Here is a 16647-nt window from a genome sequence, read left to right on the forward strand (position 1 = left end):
CCATCCGTGGGGTTTTATTTTTCCCTACGGATGGTAAGTAGAACCAATCGGACATTTACTGGCAGTTGCCTCCTCATAACCCATCCTTGGTTTCACTTAAATGTTTGAAGAGGGGGCTTACAGCCAGTTATATGCGGGGTAAAGTGAAACTTCCATCCGTGGGATTTTGTATTTTCCACGGATGGTAAGTAGAACCAATCGGACATTTACTGGCAGTTGCCCCCTCACTAACCCATCCTTGGTTTCACTTAAATGTTTGAAGAGGGGCTTACAGCCAGTTATATGCGGGATAAAGTGAAACTTCCATCCGTGGGGTTTTATTTTTCCCTACGGATGGTAAGTAGAACCAATCGGACATTTACTGGCAGTTGCCCCCTCACTAACCCATCCTTGGTTTCACTTAAATGTTTGAAGAGGGGGCTTACTGCCAGTTATATGCGGGATAAAACAGGTTGATCTTTTAGCTAACGGTAAACGTAAAGGGGTATGAGAGATTGGCTATTCTTGGGATAATTATTTGTGCGGGTTTGGTTCTTGTTTTTAGAATGATCTTTTTAGCACATCACGATAGATTGCTGTATCACCATGTAACAGATAAGCAAATTCCAGACCAATTCACTAATTTTCGTATCTTTTTTATATCTGACATTCATCGTCGAAGAATAAATAAAAAAACGATTGAGAAAATAAAAGAACCTATTGATATTATCATTATTGGTGGAGACATTACAGAAAAATTTGTACCATTGCAGCGAACAATAAAAAATATTAGGCGTTTAAAAAAATGGCAACAACCTATTTATTTCATTTGGGGAAATAACGATTATGAAGCACAACCAGATCGATTAGAACGAATGCTTAGACAAGAAAATGTAATCATTTTAACGAATTCGAATGATACCATAATTCGGGGTAATCGAACAATTAGCATACTTGGACTAGATTGTTTTACATATGGAGAGCCGAGATTAGATTTGGCGATGCAGGGCGCGCAGGGAAGCTTTATGATTCTACTCACCCATGATCCTGAGGCCTTCTACCTCTTATCTGATCAAGAGTTACAATCAATTGATATTGCGTTAGCGGGGCATACACATGGAGGACAAATTCGAATAATGGGAGTTGGACCATATGAACGCGGAGGCTTAGATAAATATAAAAATACGAAGATATTAATTAGTGAAGGATATGGTTATTCATCATTACCTTTTCGATTAGGAACCAATTCTCAATGTCATGTGATTACATTTGAAAAATTAACGTAAAAGTGACGTTGTCAAGTTCAAGAATAACTCCATTAGCATATAGTGTATAAAAGAACTACAATAGAATGATTATATTGTATTGTGCAGCTTAGTAACGTATGTTATAAATAGCATGGAGTTATGTTTGTAAATGAAAATACAGCTCATAAAGGAGGATGCTATATGCGTATTGAACGAGTGTCCGATAATCAGTTTACAATTTTTTTGACATTTGATGATTTAATTGAACGAGGATTTACGAAAGAGGATTTATGGTATGATGCATCAGGTGTCCGAAATTTATTTAGTGATATGATGTATGAAGCAAGCTCGGAGCTGGGTTTTGAACTTGAAGGCATGCTACTGGTACAAGTGCATTTAATGCAGGCGCAAGGGATGCATGTAATTGTAACTCAAAATATCGAAACCCTGCATTGGGATGATGATTTCATTGAGATGAAAGTTACGTTAGATGAAAGTAAAGAGCTACTTTTCTCATTTTTAGATTTCGAAGATGTCATACATGTTTCTAATAATTTGTCCGCACTATCCATAGAAGGCGGCCAAGTTTATCATATGGATAGCACATATTATATGCTACTTCAAGATGATGATTTAGAGAATCATAACCGTGAAGATATTATAGCTGTCATGTCAGAATATGCCTATCCAAGTATTATAACGTCACATCGCTTAAAAGAGTATGGTAAGATAATTTTTCCATCTCATGCGGTCGAACAAATTAGAGCTAAATTTAAATAAATTGATATGAAGGAAAGTATACCCACAAAGAAGTGGAAGAAAAAAGTGCTTTTAATCTTTAATGTGCTGCTTAATTAGATCAAAAATATATACCGAAGCTTTTACAGTAATTTACAGCTAAAATAGAGAGCTTCGGCAATTATTTTTTGAAAAAGTAAAGCGTTTTCTTTTATTTTGCATAAGAATAATCAGTCAATTCCGACAAGAGGATAATTATTATAAAAAATGAAGTGATTTTATTGCATATTTGTAGTGAAGGTGTATACTAATCTCTGAGTACAGCTATTACTAAATATTTATAGATATTCTAGGAGGTAAATTCATGGTAGCCGATAACGCAGCAGACTCTACCAAAGACACGAATAAGAAAATGGATGTATTAAGTTCAACACGAACTGTTGTAAAAACTGCATTGGAGAAATTGGGTTACCCTGATGAAGTTTTTGAGTTGTTAAAAGACCCGATCAGAATGATGACAGTAAGAATTCCAGTTCGTATGGATGATGGGTCAATTAAGGTTTTTACTGGGTATCGTGCACAGCATAATGATGCAGTAGGCCCTACAAAGGGCGGGGTAAGATTCCACCCGGATGTAACAGAAAAAGAAGTGAAGGCATTATCTATATGGATGAGTTTAAAAGCAGGTATTGTAGACTTACCATATGGAGGAGGAAAAGGTGGAATTATTTGTGATCCCCGTGAAATGTCCTTCCGTGAGTTAGAAGGATTAAGTCGAGGATATGTACGAGCTATCAGTCAAATTGTAGGTCCTACAAAAGATATTCCTGCTCCAGATGTTTTTACAAATTCTCAGATTATGGCATGGATGATGGATGAATATAGCCGTATTGATGAATTTAATAGTCCTGGGTTTATAACTGGTAAACCAATTGTTCTCGGAGGTTCACACGGTAGGGAATCTGCAACTGCGAAAGGTGTTACAATTTGTATTAACGAAGCTGCAAAGAAAAAAGGAATAGATGTTAAGGGAGCAAGAGTAGTAGTTCAAGGATTTGGGAATGCGGGAAGCTTTCTTTCTAAATTTTTGCATGATGCTGGTGCGAAAGTTGTAGGTATATCCGATGCATATGGAGCTCTTTATGATCCAGAAGGACTTGATATTGATTACCTGCTGGATAGAAGAGACAGTTTTGGAACGGTTACCAAATTATTTAATAATACAATTTCAAATAAAGATCTATTAGAGCTTGATTGTGATATCCTAGTACCAGCTGCTGTTGAAAATCAAATTACTGGAGAGAATGCTGATAAGATCAAAGCAAGCATTGTAGTTGAAGCTGCAAATGGACCTACCACAATGGAAGGTACACGAATACTGAGTGAACGAGGCATATTGTTAGTACCCGATGTATTAGCTTCTGCAGGTGGTGTAACTGTTTCTTATTTTGAATGGGTTCAAAATAATCAAGGTTATTATTGGACAGAAGAAGAAATTGATAAGAAACTTCATGAAATTATGGTTAAATCTTTTAACTCTATCTATAATACAGCTGAGACGAGACGAGTAGATATGCGTTTAGCTGCATATATGATTGGTGTTCGAAAAATGGCTGAGGCTTCGAGATTCCGCGGCTGGGTATAAAAAAGAAAACCATGAGTAGATGATTAATGACGGAAAACTCTTATCCAAGTAAGTAAGGTAAGAGTTTTTCTCATTATTCGTGAATATTCTCGTGGAATTCTAGTTAGAAGGAAGTGTTTTATTCATGCAACAAGAAAAAGTTATTATCGTAGGTGCTGGACCTTGTGGTATGTCCTGTGCTATTGAACTTCAAAAATTTGGATATCGTCCACTAGTAATTGAAAAAGAAAATATCGTCAATGCTATCTATAATTTCCCAACGCATCAAACCTTTTTTAGCTCAAGTGAAAAGCTAGAAATAGGCGATGTAGCTTTCATTACCGAAAAGCACAAACCAGTCCGCAATCAAGCATTAGCTTATTATCGCTCTGTTGCGGAGCGTAAGCAATTACGTATAAATACATTTGAAGAGGTAACCTCCGTTAAGAAAACGAATAATGGATTTCATGTGAGAACCGAAAAACAAGAGTATGAAGCAGATAATGTTGTAATTGCTACTGGTTATTATGGTCAACCAAATATGATGGGCATTCCAGGTGAAGAGTTGGATAAGGTGATGCATTATTTCAAGGAAGGTCATCCTTATTTTAGAAAGCGTGTAGTAGTGATCGGTGGAAAGAACTCAGCCGTAGATGCAGCACTTGAATTGCATAAAGCAGGTGCAGAAGTAACCGTTATATATAGAGGTAGTAATTATTCGGAGAGTATTAAGCCCTGGATTTTGCCAGAATTTGATTCACTTGTTCGAAAAGAAGAAGTGAATATGATCTTTAATGGTAAGGTTTGTAACGTAACTGAGGAAGCGATTGTATATGAAGTGGATGGGGAAACTAAAACTATCCCGAATGATTATGTTTTTGCAATGACAGGATATCGACCTGATATTTCTTTACTTACTTCTATGGGAGTAGAAATAGATAAAGATTCAGGGATGCCGAGGTTTAATGAAAGAAATTATGAAACTAATATACCCGGTATTTATATAGCTGGCGTAGTTGCAGCAGGATTTAATAATAATAAAATCTTTATTGAAAATGGACGTTTCCATGGAGAAGCAATTGCAAAATCAATCCACAGCAAAAGTTGAGGATGGGAACAACATCAATGCTCGCCTCTCTATAGACGAACAAGAACAGGAAAGAAATTATAAAATAATGGCACTGTGTGTAAGTTGAAGGACGCTGCTCAACACGCCCCTTTTATCCACATGGGCAAATTTTATCATTTCCTAGACTACCATAAAATAGCTTTGAGTAGAAAAAGCCGAATGGATTGGTACGCCCCCAGAAATTAGTGTGAAAAGTCTAACTTCTGGGGTAACTACCTCTTCGTTCGGCTTTGGGTTATTATGTTCTGTTCCGACAATGTAGGTTCCTGACTTGTAGAAAGCTAAAATTCATTTTCAAAGATATATTGTAATTCAGCCATATTCTTAGTTGTTTCTAGTGCAATGAGTAATTTAATTCTAGCCTTTGGACCAGTCAAGCCATTCGCGAAGATAACTCCCATATCCTTTAATTGTCTTCCGCCGCCATCGTATCCGTATGTAGCCTGTACAACACCTTGGTAGCATCGAGATACTAAAATTACAGGTATATGTTGCTGGACCATTTGCTGTATTGGTACAATTGTTTCTTTTGGAAGATTTCCTTGCCCTAATGCCTCGATTACAATACCGTCTGGATTTATTTTATGAATAGCCTCAAGGATTGTTGCGTCCATACCAGCATAAGCTTTTAATAAAAAAACCTGTTTCTCAATTTGGTTAATTGGATAAGCATATCGTTTAATGACGGTGTGATGAAAAATAATAGAGTCTTTAGTAATTATTCCAAGCGGCCCATATTGTGGGCTTTGGAAGGTAGCTACATTACTAGTTGAAGTCTTCGTCACATTTTTAGCCGTATGAATTTCATCATTCATAACTACTAACACGCCCTTGTTAGACGCCTGATCGGATACAGCAACTCTAACTGAACTAATTAGATTGTATAGAGCATCTGAACCAATTTCATTACTTGAACGCATTGCACCAGTTATTATTATTGGTTTATCAGTATCGAGTAAAAGATCAATAAAATAGGCAGTCTCCTCCAATGTATCTGTTCCATGTGTAATTACAATACCATCATAGAACGGTAGCATCTCTTCTGTTATTTTGGCTAATTGTAACATATGCTTCGGTGTTACTTGTGGTGAGGGTAATGAAAGCTCAATACGCTCATCGATATTTGCATATGCTTTTAAGTGGTGGGTTAAATCTGTTAGTGGATGCTGGCTAGTTGTATTTACTGCACCTGTCTCTTTATTTTCAACCATTGAGATGGTCCCGCCAGTATGGAGGATAAGTATTTTCTTCATTTTAATCACCTGCTATAATTTTCTATTTTCATTCACTATACTTAATGATACGATTATTGTATTGGAAGTGAAAGAGGTTAAAAGCTATGTTTTCAATTTTATCTGCTGGAATAGCACCAGCATTAGCTTTAATGTCATTTTTCTATTTAAAGGATCGTTATAGCGAACCCTTGCCATTAATTATTCGTACCTTTGTTCTAGGTATGTTACTTGTGTTTCCAATCATGTTTATTCAATATGTATTTCAATCTGAAGAGTTGATTACTAATAATTTTTTACAGTCTTTTTTTCTTGTTTCTTTATTAGAAGAGTTCTTTAAATGGTTTATTTTCATGTATGCTATATTTCATCATTCAGAATTCGATGCTCATTATGATGGAATTGTATATGCAGTAGCCATCAGTCTTGGCTTTGCGACGCTTGAAAATGTATTATATTTGTTTACAAATGGAATAAGCTATGCATTTACAAGAGCCTTATTTCCAGTTTCCTCTCATGCATTATTTGGAGTGATTATGGGTTATTATTTTGGGAAGGCGAAGCTTTACCCGTTACAAAAACCAAAAAATTTACTACTCGCATTTTTGTTTCCTTTTTTATTGCACGGCACCTATAATTATATTCTTGTCGAAGTCGCTAGTAATTGGGTAGTTTTGCTTGCCCCATTTATGATTATTCTATGGATTATAGGATTACGCAGAGTAAAATTAGCTAATGAACCAATGAATCACTATCTTTTAATAGATACAGATCATAAAGCATCTACAGTCGATGTACAAAATAGAAAAGAAGGCTAAGAATCCTCTTATACGTTAAGTAAAGAGGATTTTTTTAGTTTAGGAAAATATAAAATTATTCCACGTGGATAAATATGGGCGTGCTGAGCGCGTTCAGCTCCAGTTTCCTAGAAATGATGCGACTTCACGAATCGCACCGATAAGTCATCATCTGCTCGCAAGAGCACCTTGATTCTTTTATCTCCATTGACTCGTTCTAGTCGCTATGTTTCGAATCGGGCGCTTGCGCTTTTGTTCTAAGTTAAGAAAGTATAAAATCAGTGCAATGACTGCGTTAAGCCAAGTAGTTATTTTGAAATGTTTGATGTATATTAGCAATGCTCCGACTAATTACTTCGCTTTCCACGGGCACGGCCTCAACTAACTTTGCAAAGAAGAACACGTTTGCAAAGTGGATTTTCGGCTCGCGCTAATCCCGCAGGAGTCTACGTAATTAGTCTCCGCTATGCGAAGGTGCAACAATTCTTGCTCATAAGTAATAGATTGACTTTTTTTACAATGGGTAAAGTCAAAATCGCTATCCGTGAGTATAAAAGCAGTTGTGTTACTTCATGCTAGCGTTGTAGAGCCTGATGATAGCGAAGGGCGGCCACTTCAACTCCTGTGGGAAATGTTTGACCTGAAGATCCACTTTTTTAAGCGGGTTTTGCTAAAAAAGTTAGCTGAAGGACAACCCCCACGGAAAGGGAAGTGGGCAGCCGGAGTGGTGGTCAAGCAGTAGCTATTATTCCATAATAGCTACTAGAGGGAGCGTAAATCGGAGCATTTAGTGATAAGGACTGAGCGAATTTTGCTTAGTTTTTCTTATAATTATATCAGAATTCGATGTGTCTGTATTTCTTTGTATTAAATACAAGGCTCAGCTACTTTATAAAACGTCACGCGTTTTAAGTACAGTTATGCTACGTTTACTTGTGCTTCTCCTAATTTTATGCACTTCAAAGTCCGGTATTAGTCCAAGTGAACGATTCATGAATAAAAACATGATTTAGTCAAAAAATAGATAGACAATATGAGATAGCAGGAGGATAACAGATGAGGAATAAAAAACGACCGATTACATTATTTATTATATGTTTTTTATTTATTGGAATACAAGTATCACAACCAGATAAACCTGTCCATGCTTTCAGTTCACAAGTAATTCAGCACGGTGCAGTCGGTGATGACGTTATAGAATTGCAAGCTAGGTTACAATATTTAGGTTTTTATAATGGGAAAATTGATGGTGTTTTTGGCTGGGGAACATACTGGGCTTTACGGAATTTTCAATATGAATTTGGTATGGAAATTGATGGGCTTGCCGGTGCTGCTACAAAGGCAAAACTAGTAAAAGCCAGTGAATATGATGAGTCGTATGTCAAGCAACAAATTAATCAAGGAAAAGACTTTACCCATTATGGTGGAACAGATAAAAACCAGGATACTGGTGGAGGTGCTACTGGTGGTAATCAAGCCGATAGCAATACAGCTGTTAATGTGCCGCAGGGATATTCACAAAATGATATTCAATTAATGGCAAATGCTGTTTATGGTGAAGCAAGAGGGGAACCATATGTCGGACAAGTTGCAGTGGCAGCAGTAATTTTGAATAGGGTTGAAAGTCCTACTTTCCCTAATAATGTTTCTGGTGTAATTTTTGAGCCTCGAGCCTTTACTGCTGTTGCAGATGGACAAATTTGGTTAACACCAAATGAAACTGCAAGGAAAGCAGTGCTAGATGCGATAAACGGCTGGGATCCATCAGGGAATGCACAGTATTATTTTAATCCAGATACAGCAACATCGGCGTGGATATGGTCACGACCACAAATCAAGAAAATAGGAAAACATATATTTTGTAAATAGAAAGGGTGTTTATTATGTTTCGCTGGATACTAATCGCTGTCTTAGCAATTGGGATTGCAGGTACAGCTTTCTGGGGCTACCAAGAACATCAGGAAAAAAACGCAATTCTTATCCAAGCTGAAAATACGTATCAACGAGCCTTTCATGAGCTCACCTATCACGTAGATCTACTGAATGATAAAATTGGCTCTGCATTAGCTATGAATTCAGATCAACGATTATCGCCACAGCTCGTAGAAATATGGCGTATAACATCAGAGGCACTCTCTGATGTCGGTCAATTACCGCTAGGATTACTACCGTTTAATAAAACGGAAGAATTTCTTTCAGAGATTGGCGACTTTACCTATCGTACAGCGGTTAGGAATTTAGAGACTGATCCGTTGTCAGATAAGGAGACCAAATCATTAGAAAGTTTATACAAGCAGTCAGGTGAGATTAAAGACGAATTAAGGCAAGTTCAACATGTAGCTTTAAAAAATAATTTACGCTGGATGGATGTTCAGTTAGCAATGGCGAATGAAGATGAACAGATGGATAACACGATTATTGATGGGTTTAAGACTGTGGAAAAAACGGTAGAAGGATTTTCAGAGGGTAATGGTGATGCTTCTATCTCAAATACCTCCGTCAAAAAACATGAGTATAAGTTTCTAACTGGAGAAGAAATAAGTGAAGATGAAGCATTGGCAAAAGCTAAATCATTATTTAACGTAAAAAATAATGAAAAAATAAATATAACAAAGAGCGGAAAAGGCGCAGATGTCCCAGTTTACAGCATCTCCTACCGTAATGATAAGAAAAATGCCTATATGGATCTCTCGCAAAAAGGCGGACATCCAATTACGCTGTTGGTAGATAGACCGGTAAATGATAAACAAATTAGCTTGAATCAAGGCATGAAAAAAGCGCAAAAATATTTAGAGCAATTTGACTTTGAAAATATGACTGTATTTCAAAGTACGCAATTTGATAATATTGGTGCATTCTCTTTCCTATACAGTGAAGATGGGGTCCGTTATTATTCCGATGCGATGGAAGTTAAAGTGGCGTTAGATAACGGTGATATTCTTGGATTAACAGCAAATGATTACTTTATGAACCATACAGAGAGAGAAAAACCAACGCCAGAGCTCAGTGAAGAAGAAGCAAAAGAGATGGTTAATCCTAATGTCGATATCCAGGAAGAATTTCTAGCCGTAATTGATAATGATCTTGGTGAAGAAGTCTTAACCTATGAATTTCTTGGTATATTAGGAAACGAAACGTACCGAATATTTATTAATGCTATGGATGGAAAAGAAGAAAGAGTAGAGAAATTGAGTGGTTCGGAAATAAACTATGCAAGTAGTATGTAGGAGGAGGACAAAATTGTCTTCCTCTTTTCGGATTTTTCTGTAATAATAGGTATAAAGGTTCATTATAGTGAAATAGGGTGAGTTAATATGAAAATTGGTACGGTATTGAATATTGAAATAGCCATAGCTGGGAATACAGAAAAAGAAAAATACCGATGTAAAGTAATTGAAAAAAACGAAAACTATTTGTTTATTGACTATCCAGTTCATATGAAAACGCAGAAGTCGACATTATTCGTAAAAGGTACGTTGTTATCGGTAACTTATAGTGATGAAGAAGATATTATCTATCACTTTAATTCAGAAATTATAGCAAGAGTAAAGCTTAATGTGCCTGCTATGGCAATTGCGTTACCTGACGAAAATATGAAGCGAATTCAACGACGAACCTTTGTTAGAGTTAATACAGCAATTGATGTAGCGGTGCATATGATCGATAGTAACAGTCAACCATTTACGACGATTACTTCTGATTTAAGTGCAGGGGGAATTTCTATTATTATTCCAAAACATATAAAAATAGTTGGATGTCAGGCGGAGGTTTGGCTTACGCTCCCTTTCTCAAATGGTACGTATTATTATGTGCGATCGATTGTAGAATTTATTTCTTTTCAACAGGAAAAAAAACATGGTATAAAAATAGCAGCGTTAAAATTTTTGACACTGTCTACGAGTGAGCAACAAAATATTATCCGTTATTGTTTTGAAAAACAGCGAGAGGCTAGAAAAAAAGAAATGTCGTTAGAATAATAACAGCATGTTAACCCCGTTTTGAAATAGACCTATATTTGTGGGGTATGTTATTATAATAAATAGGTTTGTTTTCTTAAACTTGGCATTAGCCAAGTTTTTTCAACCTATTTTAATAGAACTTATCGTTATGAGAGGAATGACAGTCATTTCATGAAAAAGGATACATTAACAATAGCAATTGATGGACCTGCTGCAGCAGGAAAGAGTACGGTAGCAAAAATGGTAGCTAAGGAACTTGCTTGTATTTATATAGACACGGGAGCAATGTATCGCGCTTTAACATTACAAGCAATGAACCATTCAGTAGATGTAAACGATGAAGAAGCTCTAACGGCACTACTACTAAAAACAACTATTGAATTAAAGCAAACCATAGAGGGACAAAAGGTATTTATTGACAATCAGGATGTAACAGGAGCAATTCGTTCACTTGAAGTCACTAATACGGTTTCTTATGTTGCTAAACATCCGAAGATCCGAAGTGAAATGGTTAATCGTCAGCAAGCCTTGGCCGCTAAAAGAGATGTGGTTATGGATGGTCGCGATATTGGGACTCATGTACTTCCAGATGCTGAAGTTAAAATATTTTTAGTAGCTACTGTTGAAGAAAGAGCAAAAAGAAGGCATGAAGAAAATATAAAAAATGGAATAGCTTCTGATTTAGCAGAATTGAAAAAAGAAATTGAGCAAAGAGATCAAATTGATTCTAAACGGGAAGCATCACCTTTAGTTAAAGCAGAGGATGCTCTTGAAATTGATACAACATCACTTACCATAAACGAGGTAGCACAGCAAATACTCGAGCAAGCCAAAAAAATAAAACATACGAAATAGAGGGAAACTTTCATGTTATATAAATTCGCTAAATTTGTTGTTGCGCTTATATTTTATCCTCTATATCGAATCAAGGTTACTGGTAAAGAAAATGTGCCAAAGGAAGGTCCAGTTATAATATGCTCTAATCACATTTCCAACCTAGATCCTCCTGTTGTTGGAATAACTTCTCCTAGAGATATTCATTTTATGGCGAAAGAGGAATTGTTTGAAAAACCATTTTTAGGGAAATTATTATTAGGCATCCAAGCTTTTCCAGTTCGAAGAGGTATGAGTGATCGCAATGCGCTTCGCAAAGGGTTAGGAATACTTTCTAAAGGGCGTACACTTGGATTATTTCCAGAGGGGACGAGAAGTAAGACGGGTAAACTAGGAGAACCGCTGGCTGGGGCTGGTTTTTTTGCCCTACGATCTAAGGCAGTTATTGTTCCCTGTGCGATTGTGGGCACATATAAACCGTTTCACAAATTACAGGTTATATACGGAGAGCCTGTTCGAATGGAAGAATTACGAATCAAAAAGGCTTCTGCACAAGAAGCTGCCAATGCAATTATGGAAGAAATAAGCATACTAATTGAAAAAAATAATTAAAACTACTTTACTTGACAAATAATTATAATTATTAGAAGTTATAAAAAAGGGATTTTTTTTGGTATTATTCTATTAGTTTTAGGGTGAATGACGGAAACGTGAATAACAAAAATAAAGATAAGTTATTCTGTTTCGAATTGTATTTAGGAGGGCTATGGATATGAGTGAAGCAAAAAATGAAGTATCAAATGTTAATGTAGGAGATACACTAACAGGAACGGTTGTTAAAGTAGATGAAAAACAGGTTCTTGTTGATATCGGATACAAAGCCGAAGGGATATTGCCAATTGGGGAACTATCTAATCTTCATATTGAAAAAGCTAGCGATGTTGTAACTGAAGGAGACACGCTAACACTAAAGGTTAAAAAAATAGATGAAGAGGATGTAATTTTATCTAAAAAAGCAATTGATGCAGATAAAGCATGGGAAGACTTACAACAAAAATATGAAAATAATGAAGTTTTTGAAACAGAGGTAAAAGAAATTGTTAATGGTGGTTTAGTTGTAGACGTAGGGTTACGTGGATTTATACCTGCTTCCCTAGTCGAAACACACTACGTAGAAGACTTTAGTGATTATAAAGATAAGACCCTTACTGTAAAAATTGTTGATCTAGTTCGAGAGCAAAATCGAGTTATTTTATCTCATCGCGCTGTCGAGGAAGCAGAGCTAGAAGAGAAGAAAAAATCATTACTTCAATCACTGGAATCTGGACAAGTAATCGAGGGTACGGTACAGCGTTTAACTAATTTTGGTGTATTTGTTGATATTGGTGGCGTTGATGGTCTTGTTCATATATCTCAACTTGCCCATGAGCATGTTGATCATGCTTCGGAAGTGGTGAAAGAAGGAGATAAAATTAAAGTAGAAGTATTATCTGTTGATAGAGATAGCGAACGTATTTCACTATCTCGTAAAAAGGTACTTCCAGGTCCGTGGTCAGGTATTGAGGAACGTATTTCAAGAGGAGCTATTGTAGAAGGCGTTGTTAAAAGATTAGTTAATTTTGGAGCATTTGTAGAGATAGAATCTGGTGTAGAAGGGCTTGTTCACATTTCGCAAATTGCTACCCGTCATATCGGAACACCACAGGAAGTATTAGAAGTTGGTCAGAACGTGAAAGTGAAAGTACTCGATGTTAATGAAAAAGAAGAGCGTATTTCTTTAAGTATAAGAGAACTTGAGCAAGAGCAAGAAGCAAAAGAATATAAGCAATATGAAAAGGATGAAGATCAGTCTGGATTTCAACTAGGAGACTTTATTGGTGATAAATTAAATAAATACAAATAAATAGAGATGCTGTTTAAAAAGGTTCTTTCTTTAATTTAGAAAGAACCTTTTTTGTAGTCTAGGAAATAGAAACGATGCGACTTCACGAATCGCCCTAATCTAGGTCATCATCGGCCGCAAGCTCATCGTGATTCTTTTATATCCGTTGGCTCGCTCCAGTCGATACGATTCTAATCGGACGGTTGCTCTTTTGTTCTATACCACTATTTGAAAATAGCTATGATGCTAATAGCAAGCGGTAATTGTGCACAGCGGCTTATTATTTTATCCCACATATGGTTTTCTAGAAAAAATTGGCGACATTCAATTTTTTGATATTCTCCTATTTGTCATAGTAATAAAAACAATTTTAGACATACTACAAAAAGGAAGAAGTAAATTATTTCGTCATAAAGTAAAACTTCAATCAGTGAGGGTTTTGTTTATCCCCATTGATTGTTAGTACCACAAGGGTATGACCTAGAGGCCCTTCAACCCATCGGACATTTACTCACAGTTCAATCCCCTTTTACCAATATTGGTTTCACTCTATTGCTTGAAGTAGGGGTAATTACTGCCAGTTATATGCGGGATAAATCAAAGCATGCATGAGGTGTCAGAATGAATGAATATACGTTACCAATTCTATTTGGTGTCATCATAGGAACTGTAGCAAGAATACTAATGTTACGTACCGATTATCGTCAATACCCTACATATCTTCATGGAAAGGTAATTCATGTATCATTGGGCTTTATTGCAGCTGCATTAGGGTCGGTAGCTATTCCGGCAATCATGGAGTTGGAATTTACTGCAGTTACATTTTTAACTGTTGCAGCAACCCAGTTTAGAGAAGTAAGAAATATGGAGCGGAATACCTTAACCGAAGTAGATAGTTTTGAATTAGTACCAAGAGGAAAAACATATATTGAAGGGATAGCTATATCATTCGAAAGTAGAAATTACTTAGTTATTATCACTTCCTTTATAAGCACACTTGTTTTTCTTGTATGGAACGTGTACTATGCAATGATTGCAGCAATTGCTTGTTTAATAATAAGCAGAATATTAATGAGTGGATCGACGATAAAGGATATTGTCGACATAAAACATCATCAACTCCATTTTGAAGGGGCCGGTCTCTATGTCGATAACATTTATATTATGAATATCGGGCTTCCAGAAAGACAGGAAGAAATATTGAAGTATGGTATGGGGTTTGTCTTAACCCCTAAGAATATGAATGTCATTACGACAATTGCAAATCTAGGGCAACGACAAGCAATATTACATGATGTATCTGTAACCCTTGGCGTTTTCCGTGATTCCGGTACACCAGCACTTACACCTTTGATTAAAAGGGATTTAGATGATGGTCGAATAGGCGTATTCATTTTGCCACAAATTCGTGAGGTTGATAAGGCAATTAAGGTCATTGGAGCAGTACCAGTATTAGAGAATGCAATTCGCATGCCTTCAGAATCAGGTTCGGTGAAAAAGGGAGGAAATTCATAAATGCAAATTGAAAAGGCGATTTTGGCTGTTATTACTACGAATAGATCAGCTATTGATGGTGGTGCTCCTATTTTCATCTGTAAGAATAGAAAGGAAGCTGAGGATACAGCTGCTAATCTAGAAGCAATCACCGATGGAATTGCCCATGAGCTAAGTGAAGAGTTATTTATTATCGTCAGGCATTAACGATTTTGAATTTCATTGTTAATATGTACTACTTTTGCTATTATAGAAATTGTTCAAAAGTCATAGAGCAGTGACGATAAATATAGAAATAACTATTTCAATGATTGCAATATATAATTATCGATACGACAATATCGCTTATTTGGACAATAAAAAATGGTATAACATTAAAATTGAACGTAAAGAGAAAGGATGTTCCTTTCATGAGGAAATCTGTTGTAGCAATTGTAGGAAGACCAAATGTTGGAAAATCAACTATTTTTAATAGATTAGTTGGCGAAAGGATATCCATCGTAGAAGATATTCCTGGAGTAACAAGAGATCGAATTTATGCACAAGTTGAATGGTTAGCAACTACCTTTAACATCATTGATACTGGTGGTATTGAAATGGGAGATGAACCGCTACTTGTTCAGATGCGTCAGCAAGCTGAAATTGCAATTGATGAAGCAGACGTCATTATATTTCTTGTAAATGGACGAGAAGGTATAACTGGTGCAGATGAAGAGGTAGCTAAATTATTATATAAATCAAATAAACCAGTTGTACTTGCGGTAAATAAAATTGATAACCCTGAGATGCGTGAATCAATTTATGAATACTATTCGCTTGGATTTGGCGAGCCTTATCCTATCTCTGGTTCACATGGTCTGGGATTAGGTGATTTATTAGATGCAGTTGTTGACTACTTTCCTGAAAGGGAAGATATCGATGAGGACGAGGACACAATATATTTTAGTTTGATTGGAAGACCAAATGTTGGAAAATCGTCATTAGTAAACGCGTTAGTAAATGAAGAAAGGGTTATTGTTAGTGAGATAGAAGGTACGACGAGAGATGCCATTGATACGAAGCTCCATAAGGATGACCAAGACTTTGTAATTATTGACACTGCCGGTATGCGAAAACGTGGGAAAGTTTATGAAACTACAGAAAAGTACAGTGTTTTGCGGGCATTGAAAGCCATTGAAAGATCTGATGTTGTATTGGTTTTAATTGATGCTGAAACAGGGATCAGAGAACAGGACAAAAAAATTGCCGGCTATGCTCATGAGGCGGGACGTGCTATCGTAATTGTTGTTAATAAATGGGACACGGTTGAGGCAAACGAAAAATCCATGAAAGAATTTGAAGCAAACGTACGGGCTCATTTTCAATATTTGGATTACGCACCAATTGTATTTTTATCCGCAATGACAAAAAAACGTCTACATACGCTTATTCCTGCGATTAAATTGGCTAGTGAGAATCACGCGAAGCGGATCCCGACAAATGTGCTAAACGATGTGATTATGGACGCAATTGCAATGAATCCTACACCAACTTTAAAAGGGAAACGATTAAAAGTTTTATATACTACACAGGTGGCTGTAAAACCACCTAGCTTTGTTGTATTTGTGAATGATCCAGAACTCATGCATTTCTCATATGAACGATTTCTAGAAAATAAAATTAGAGAAGCATTTGGATTTGTTGGAACACCAATTAAGTTATTTGCGAGAAGAAGACAATAGAGGAGGAGAAG

Annotated in this window: 16 protein-coding genes; 15 read left to right on the forward strand and 1 reads right to left on the reverse strand. The window is 36.3% G+C overall.

Annotated elements, in window-relative coordinates:
• Positions 1–494: 494 nt before the first annotated feature.
• The 4 genes from ABDZ84_RS15555 (at position 495) to ABDZ84_RS15570 (ending at position 4696) form a co-directional block, all read left to right on the forward strand.
• Positions 495–1265, forward strand: coding sequence for a metallophosphoesterase (locus tag ABDZ84_RS15555; protein ID WP_034678942.1), 771 nt, complete (start codon positions 495–497; stop codon positions 1263–1265).
• 162 nt (positions 1266–1427) lie between these two features.
• Positions 1428–2006 carry a genetic competence negative regulator gene (locus ABDZ84_RS15560; protein ID WP_026681038.1) on the forward strand — a complete coding sequence of 193 codons (579 nt, stop codon included), beginning with the start codon at positions 1428–1430 and terminating at the stop codon, positions 2004–2006.
• Positions 2007–2376: 370 nt separating this feature from the next.
• Positions 2377–3609: a Glu/Leu/Phe/Val family dehydrogenase gene (locus ABDZ84_RS15565; protein ID WP_371414014.1), complete on the forward strand. Its 1233-nt coding sequence runs from the start codon at positions 2377–2379 to the stop codon at positions 3607–3609.
• A 124-nt stretch (positions 3610–3733) separates the two neighbouring features.
• On the forward strand, positions 3734–4696 hold the full coding sequence (locus ABDZ84_RS15570; protein ID WP_026681036.1) for a YpdA family putative bacillithiol disulfide reductase: 963 nt from the start codon (positions 3734–3736) through the stop codon (positions 4694–4696).
• 302 nt (positions 4697–4998) lie between these two features.
• Here ABDZ84_RS15570 and ABDZ84_RS15575 read toward each other — a convergent pair whose 3' ends face one another.
• Positions 4999–5970 carry an asparaginase gene (locus ABDZ84_RS15575; RefSeq protein ID WP_026681035.1) on the reverse strand — a complete coding sequence of 324 codons (972 nt, stop codon included), beginning with the start codon at positions 5968–5970 and terminating at the stop codon, positions 4999–5001.
• A gap of 86 nt (positions 5971–6056) precedes the next feature.
• On the opposite strand from ABDZ84_RS15575, the gene prsW reads away from it, so the two are divergent.
• The 11 genes from prsW (at position 6057) to der (ending at position 16636) form a co-directional block, all read left to right on the forward strand.
• A complete protein-coding gene (prsW, locus tag ABDZ84_RS15580; RefSeq protein ID WP_051388308.1) occupies positions 6057–6767 on the forward strand; it encodes a glutamic-type intramembrane protease PrsW in 711 nt (236 codons plus the stop codon).
• A 523-nt stretch (positions 6768–7290) separates the two neighbouring features.
• A complete protein-coding gene (locus ABDZ84_RS15585; RefSeq protein ID WP_321132554.1) occupies positions 7291–7488 on the forward strand; it encodes a hypothetical protein in 198 nt (65 codons plus the stop codon).
• A gap of 314 nt (positions 7489–7802) precedes the next feature.
• A complete protein-coding gene (gene sleB / locus ABDZ84_RS15590) occupies positions 7803–8615 on the forward strand; it encodes a spore cortex-lytic enzyme (protein WP_026681034.1) in 813 nt (270 codons plus the stop codon).
• Between the two features lie 14 nt (positions 8616–8629).
• Positions 8630–9973 carry a germination protein YpeB gene (gene ypeB, locus ABDZ84_RS15595; protein WP_026681033.1) on the forward strand — a complete coding sequence of 448 codons (1344 nt, stop codon included), beginning with the start codon at positions 8630–8632 and terminating at the stop codon, positions 9971–9973.
• An 87-nt stretch (positions 9974–10060) separates the two neighbouring features.
• Entirely contained in the window at positions 10061–10723 is a 663-nt protein-coding gene (locus ABDZ84_RS15600) for a flagellar brake protein (RefSeq protein ID WP_026681032.1), read from the forward strand.
• A 153-nt stretch (positions 10724–10876) separates the two neighbouring features.
• Complete coding sequence (gene cmk, locus ABDZ84_RS15605) at positions 10877–11560, forward strand: (d)CMP kinase (RefSeq protein ID WP_121605086.1); 684 nt, start codon at positions 10877–10879, stop codon at positions 11558–11560.
• 12 nt (positions 11561–11572) lie between these two features.
• Entirely contained in the window at positions 11573–12151 is a 579-nt protein-coding gene (locus ABDZ84_RS15610; protein WP_026681030.1) for a lysophospholipid acyltransferase family protein, read from the forward strand.
• Positions 12152–12311: 160 nt separating this feature from the next.
• A complete protein-coding gene (gene rpsA / locus ABDZ84_RS15615) occupies positions 12312–13442 on the forward strand; it encodes a 30S ribosomal protein S1 (protein WP_026681029.1) in 1131 nt (376 codons plus the stop codon).
• A 600-nt stretch (positions 13443–14042) separates the two neighbouring features.
• Positions 14043–14936, forward strand: coding sequence for a YIEGIA family protein (locus tag ABDZ84_RS15620; protein WP_026681028.1), 894 nt, complete (start codon positions 14043–14045; stop codon positions 14934–14936).
• Positions 14937–15122 carry a capping complex subunit for YIEGIA gene (locus ABDZ84_RS15625; protein WP_026681027.1) on the forward strand — a complete coding sequence of 62 codons (186 nt, stop codon included), beginning with the start codon at positions 14937–14939 and terminating at the stop codon, positions 15120–15122. It begins immediately after the preceding gene.
• A 203-nt stretch (positions 15123–15325) separates the two neighbouring features.
• A complete protein-coding gene (der, locus tag ABDZ84_RS15630; RefSeq protein WP_026681026.1) occupies positions 15326–16636 on the forward strand; it encodes a ribosome biogenesis GTPase Der in 1311 nt (436 codons plus the stop codon).
• Positions 16637–16647 lie beyond the last annotated feature (11 nt).

It is taken from the genome of Virgibacillus salarius (genome assembly GCF_039521925.1).
GTDB lineage: Bacteria > Bacillota > Bacilli > Bacillales > Amphibacillaceae > Virgibacillus > Virgibacillus salarius.

Bases quoted from the DNA above. Each gene is read 5' to 3' on its own strand.
- ABDZ84_RS15560 (WP_026681038.1), top strand. From the start codon at position 1,428: ATGCGTATTGAACGAGTGTCCGATAATCAGTTTACAATTTTTTTGACA.
- ABDZ84_RS15565 (WP_371414014.1), top strand. From the start codon at position 2,377: ATGGATGTATTAAGTTCAACACGAACTGTTGTAAAAACTGCATTGGAG.
- ABDZ84_RS15570 (WP_026681036.1), top strand. From the start codon at position 3,734: ATGCAACAAGAAAAAGTTATTATCGTAGGTGCTGGACCTTGTGGTATG.
- ABDZ84_RS15575 (WP_026681035.1), bottom strand. From the start codon at position 5,970: ATGAAGAAAATACTTATCCTCCATACTGGCGGGACCATCTCAATGGTT.
- prsW (WP_051388308.1), top strand. From the start codon at position 6,057: ATGTTTTCAATTTTATCTGCTGGAATAGCACCAGCATTAGCTTTAATG.
- sleB (WP_026681034.1), top strand. From the start codon at position 7,803: ATGAGGAATAAAAAACGACCGATTACATTATTTATTATATGTTTTTTA.
- ypeB (WP_026681033.1), top strand. From the start codon at position 8,630: ATGTTTCGCTGGATACTAATCGCTGTCTTAGCAATTGGGATTGCAGGT.
- ABDZ84_RS15600 (WP_026681032.1), top strand. From the start codon at position 10,061: ATGAAAATTGGTACGGTATTGAATATTGAAATAGCCATAGCTGGGAAT.
- cmk (WP_121605086.1), top strand. From the start codon at position 10,877: ATGAAAAAGGATACATTAACAATAGCAATTGATGGACCTGCTGCAGCA.
- ABDZ84_RS15610 (WP_026681030.1), top strand. From the start codon at position 11,573: ATGTTATATAAATTCGCTAAATTTGTTGTTGCGCTTATATTTTATCCT.
- rpsA (WP_026681029.1), top strand. From the start codon at position 12,312: ATGAGTGAAGCAAAAAATGAAGTATCAAATGTTAATGTAGGAGATACA.
- ABDZ84_RS15620 (WP_026681028.1), top strand. From the start codon at position 14,043: ATGAATGAATATACGTTACCAATTCTATTTGGTGTCATCATAGGAACT.
- ABDZ84_RS15625 (WP_026681027.1), top strand. From the start codon at position 14,937: ATGCAAATTGAAAAGGCGATTTTGGCTGTTATTACTACGAATAGATCA.
- der (WP_026681026.1), top strand. From the start codon at position 15,326: ATGAGGAAATCTGTTGTAGCAATTGTAGGAAGACCAAATGTTGGAAAA.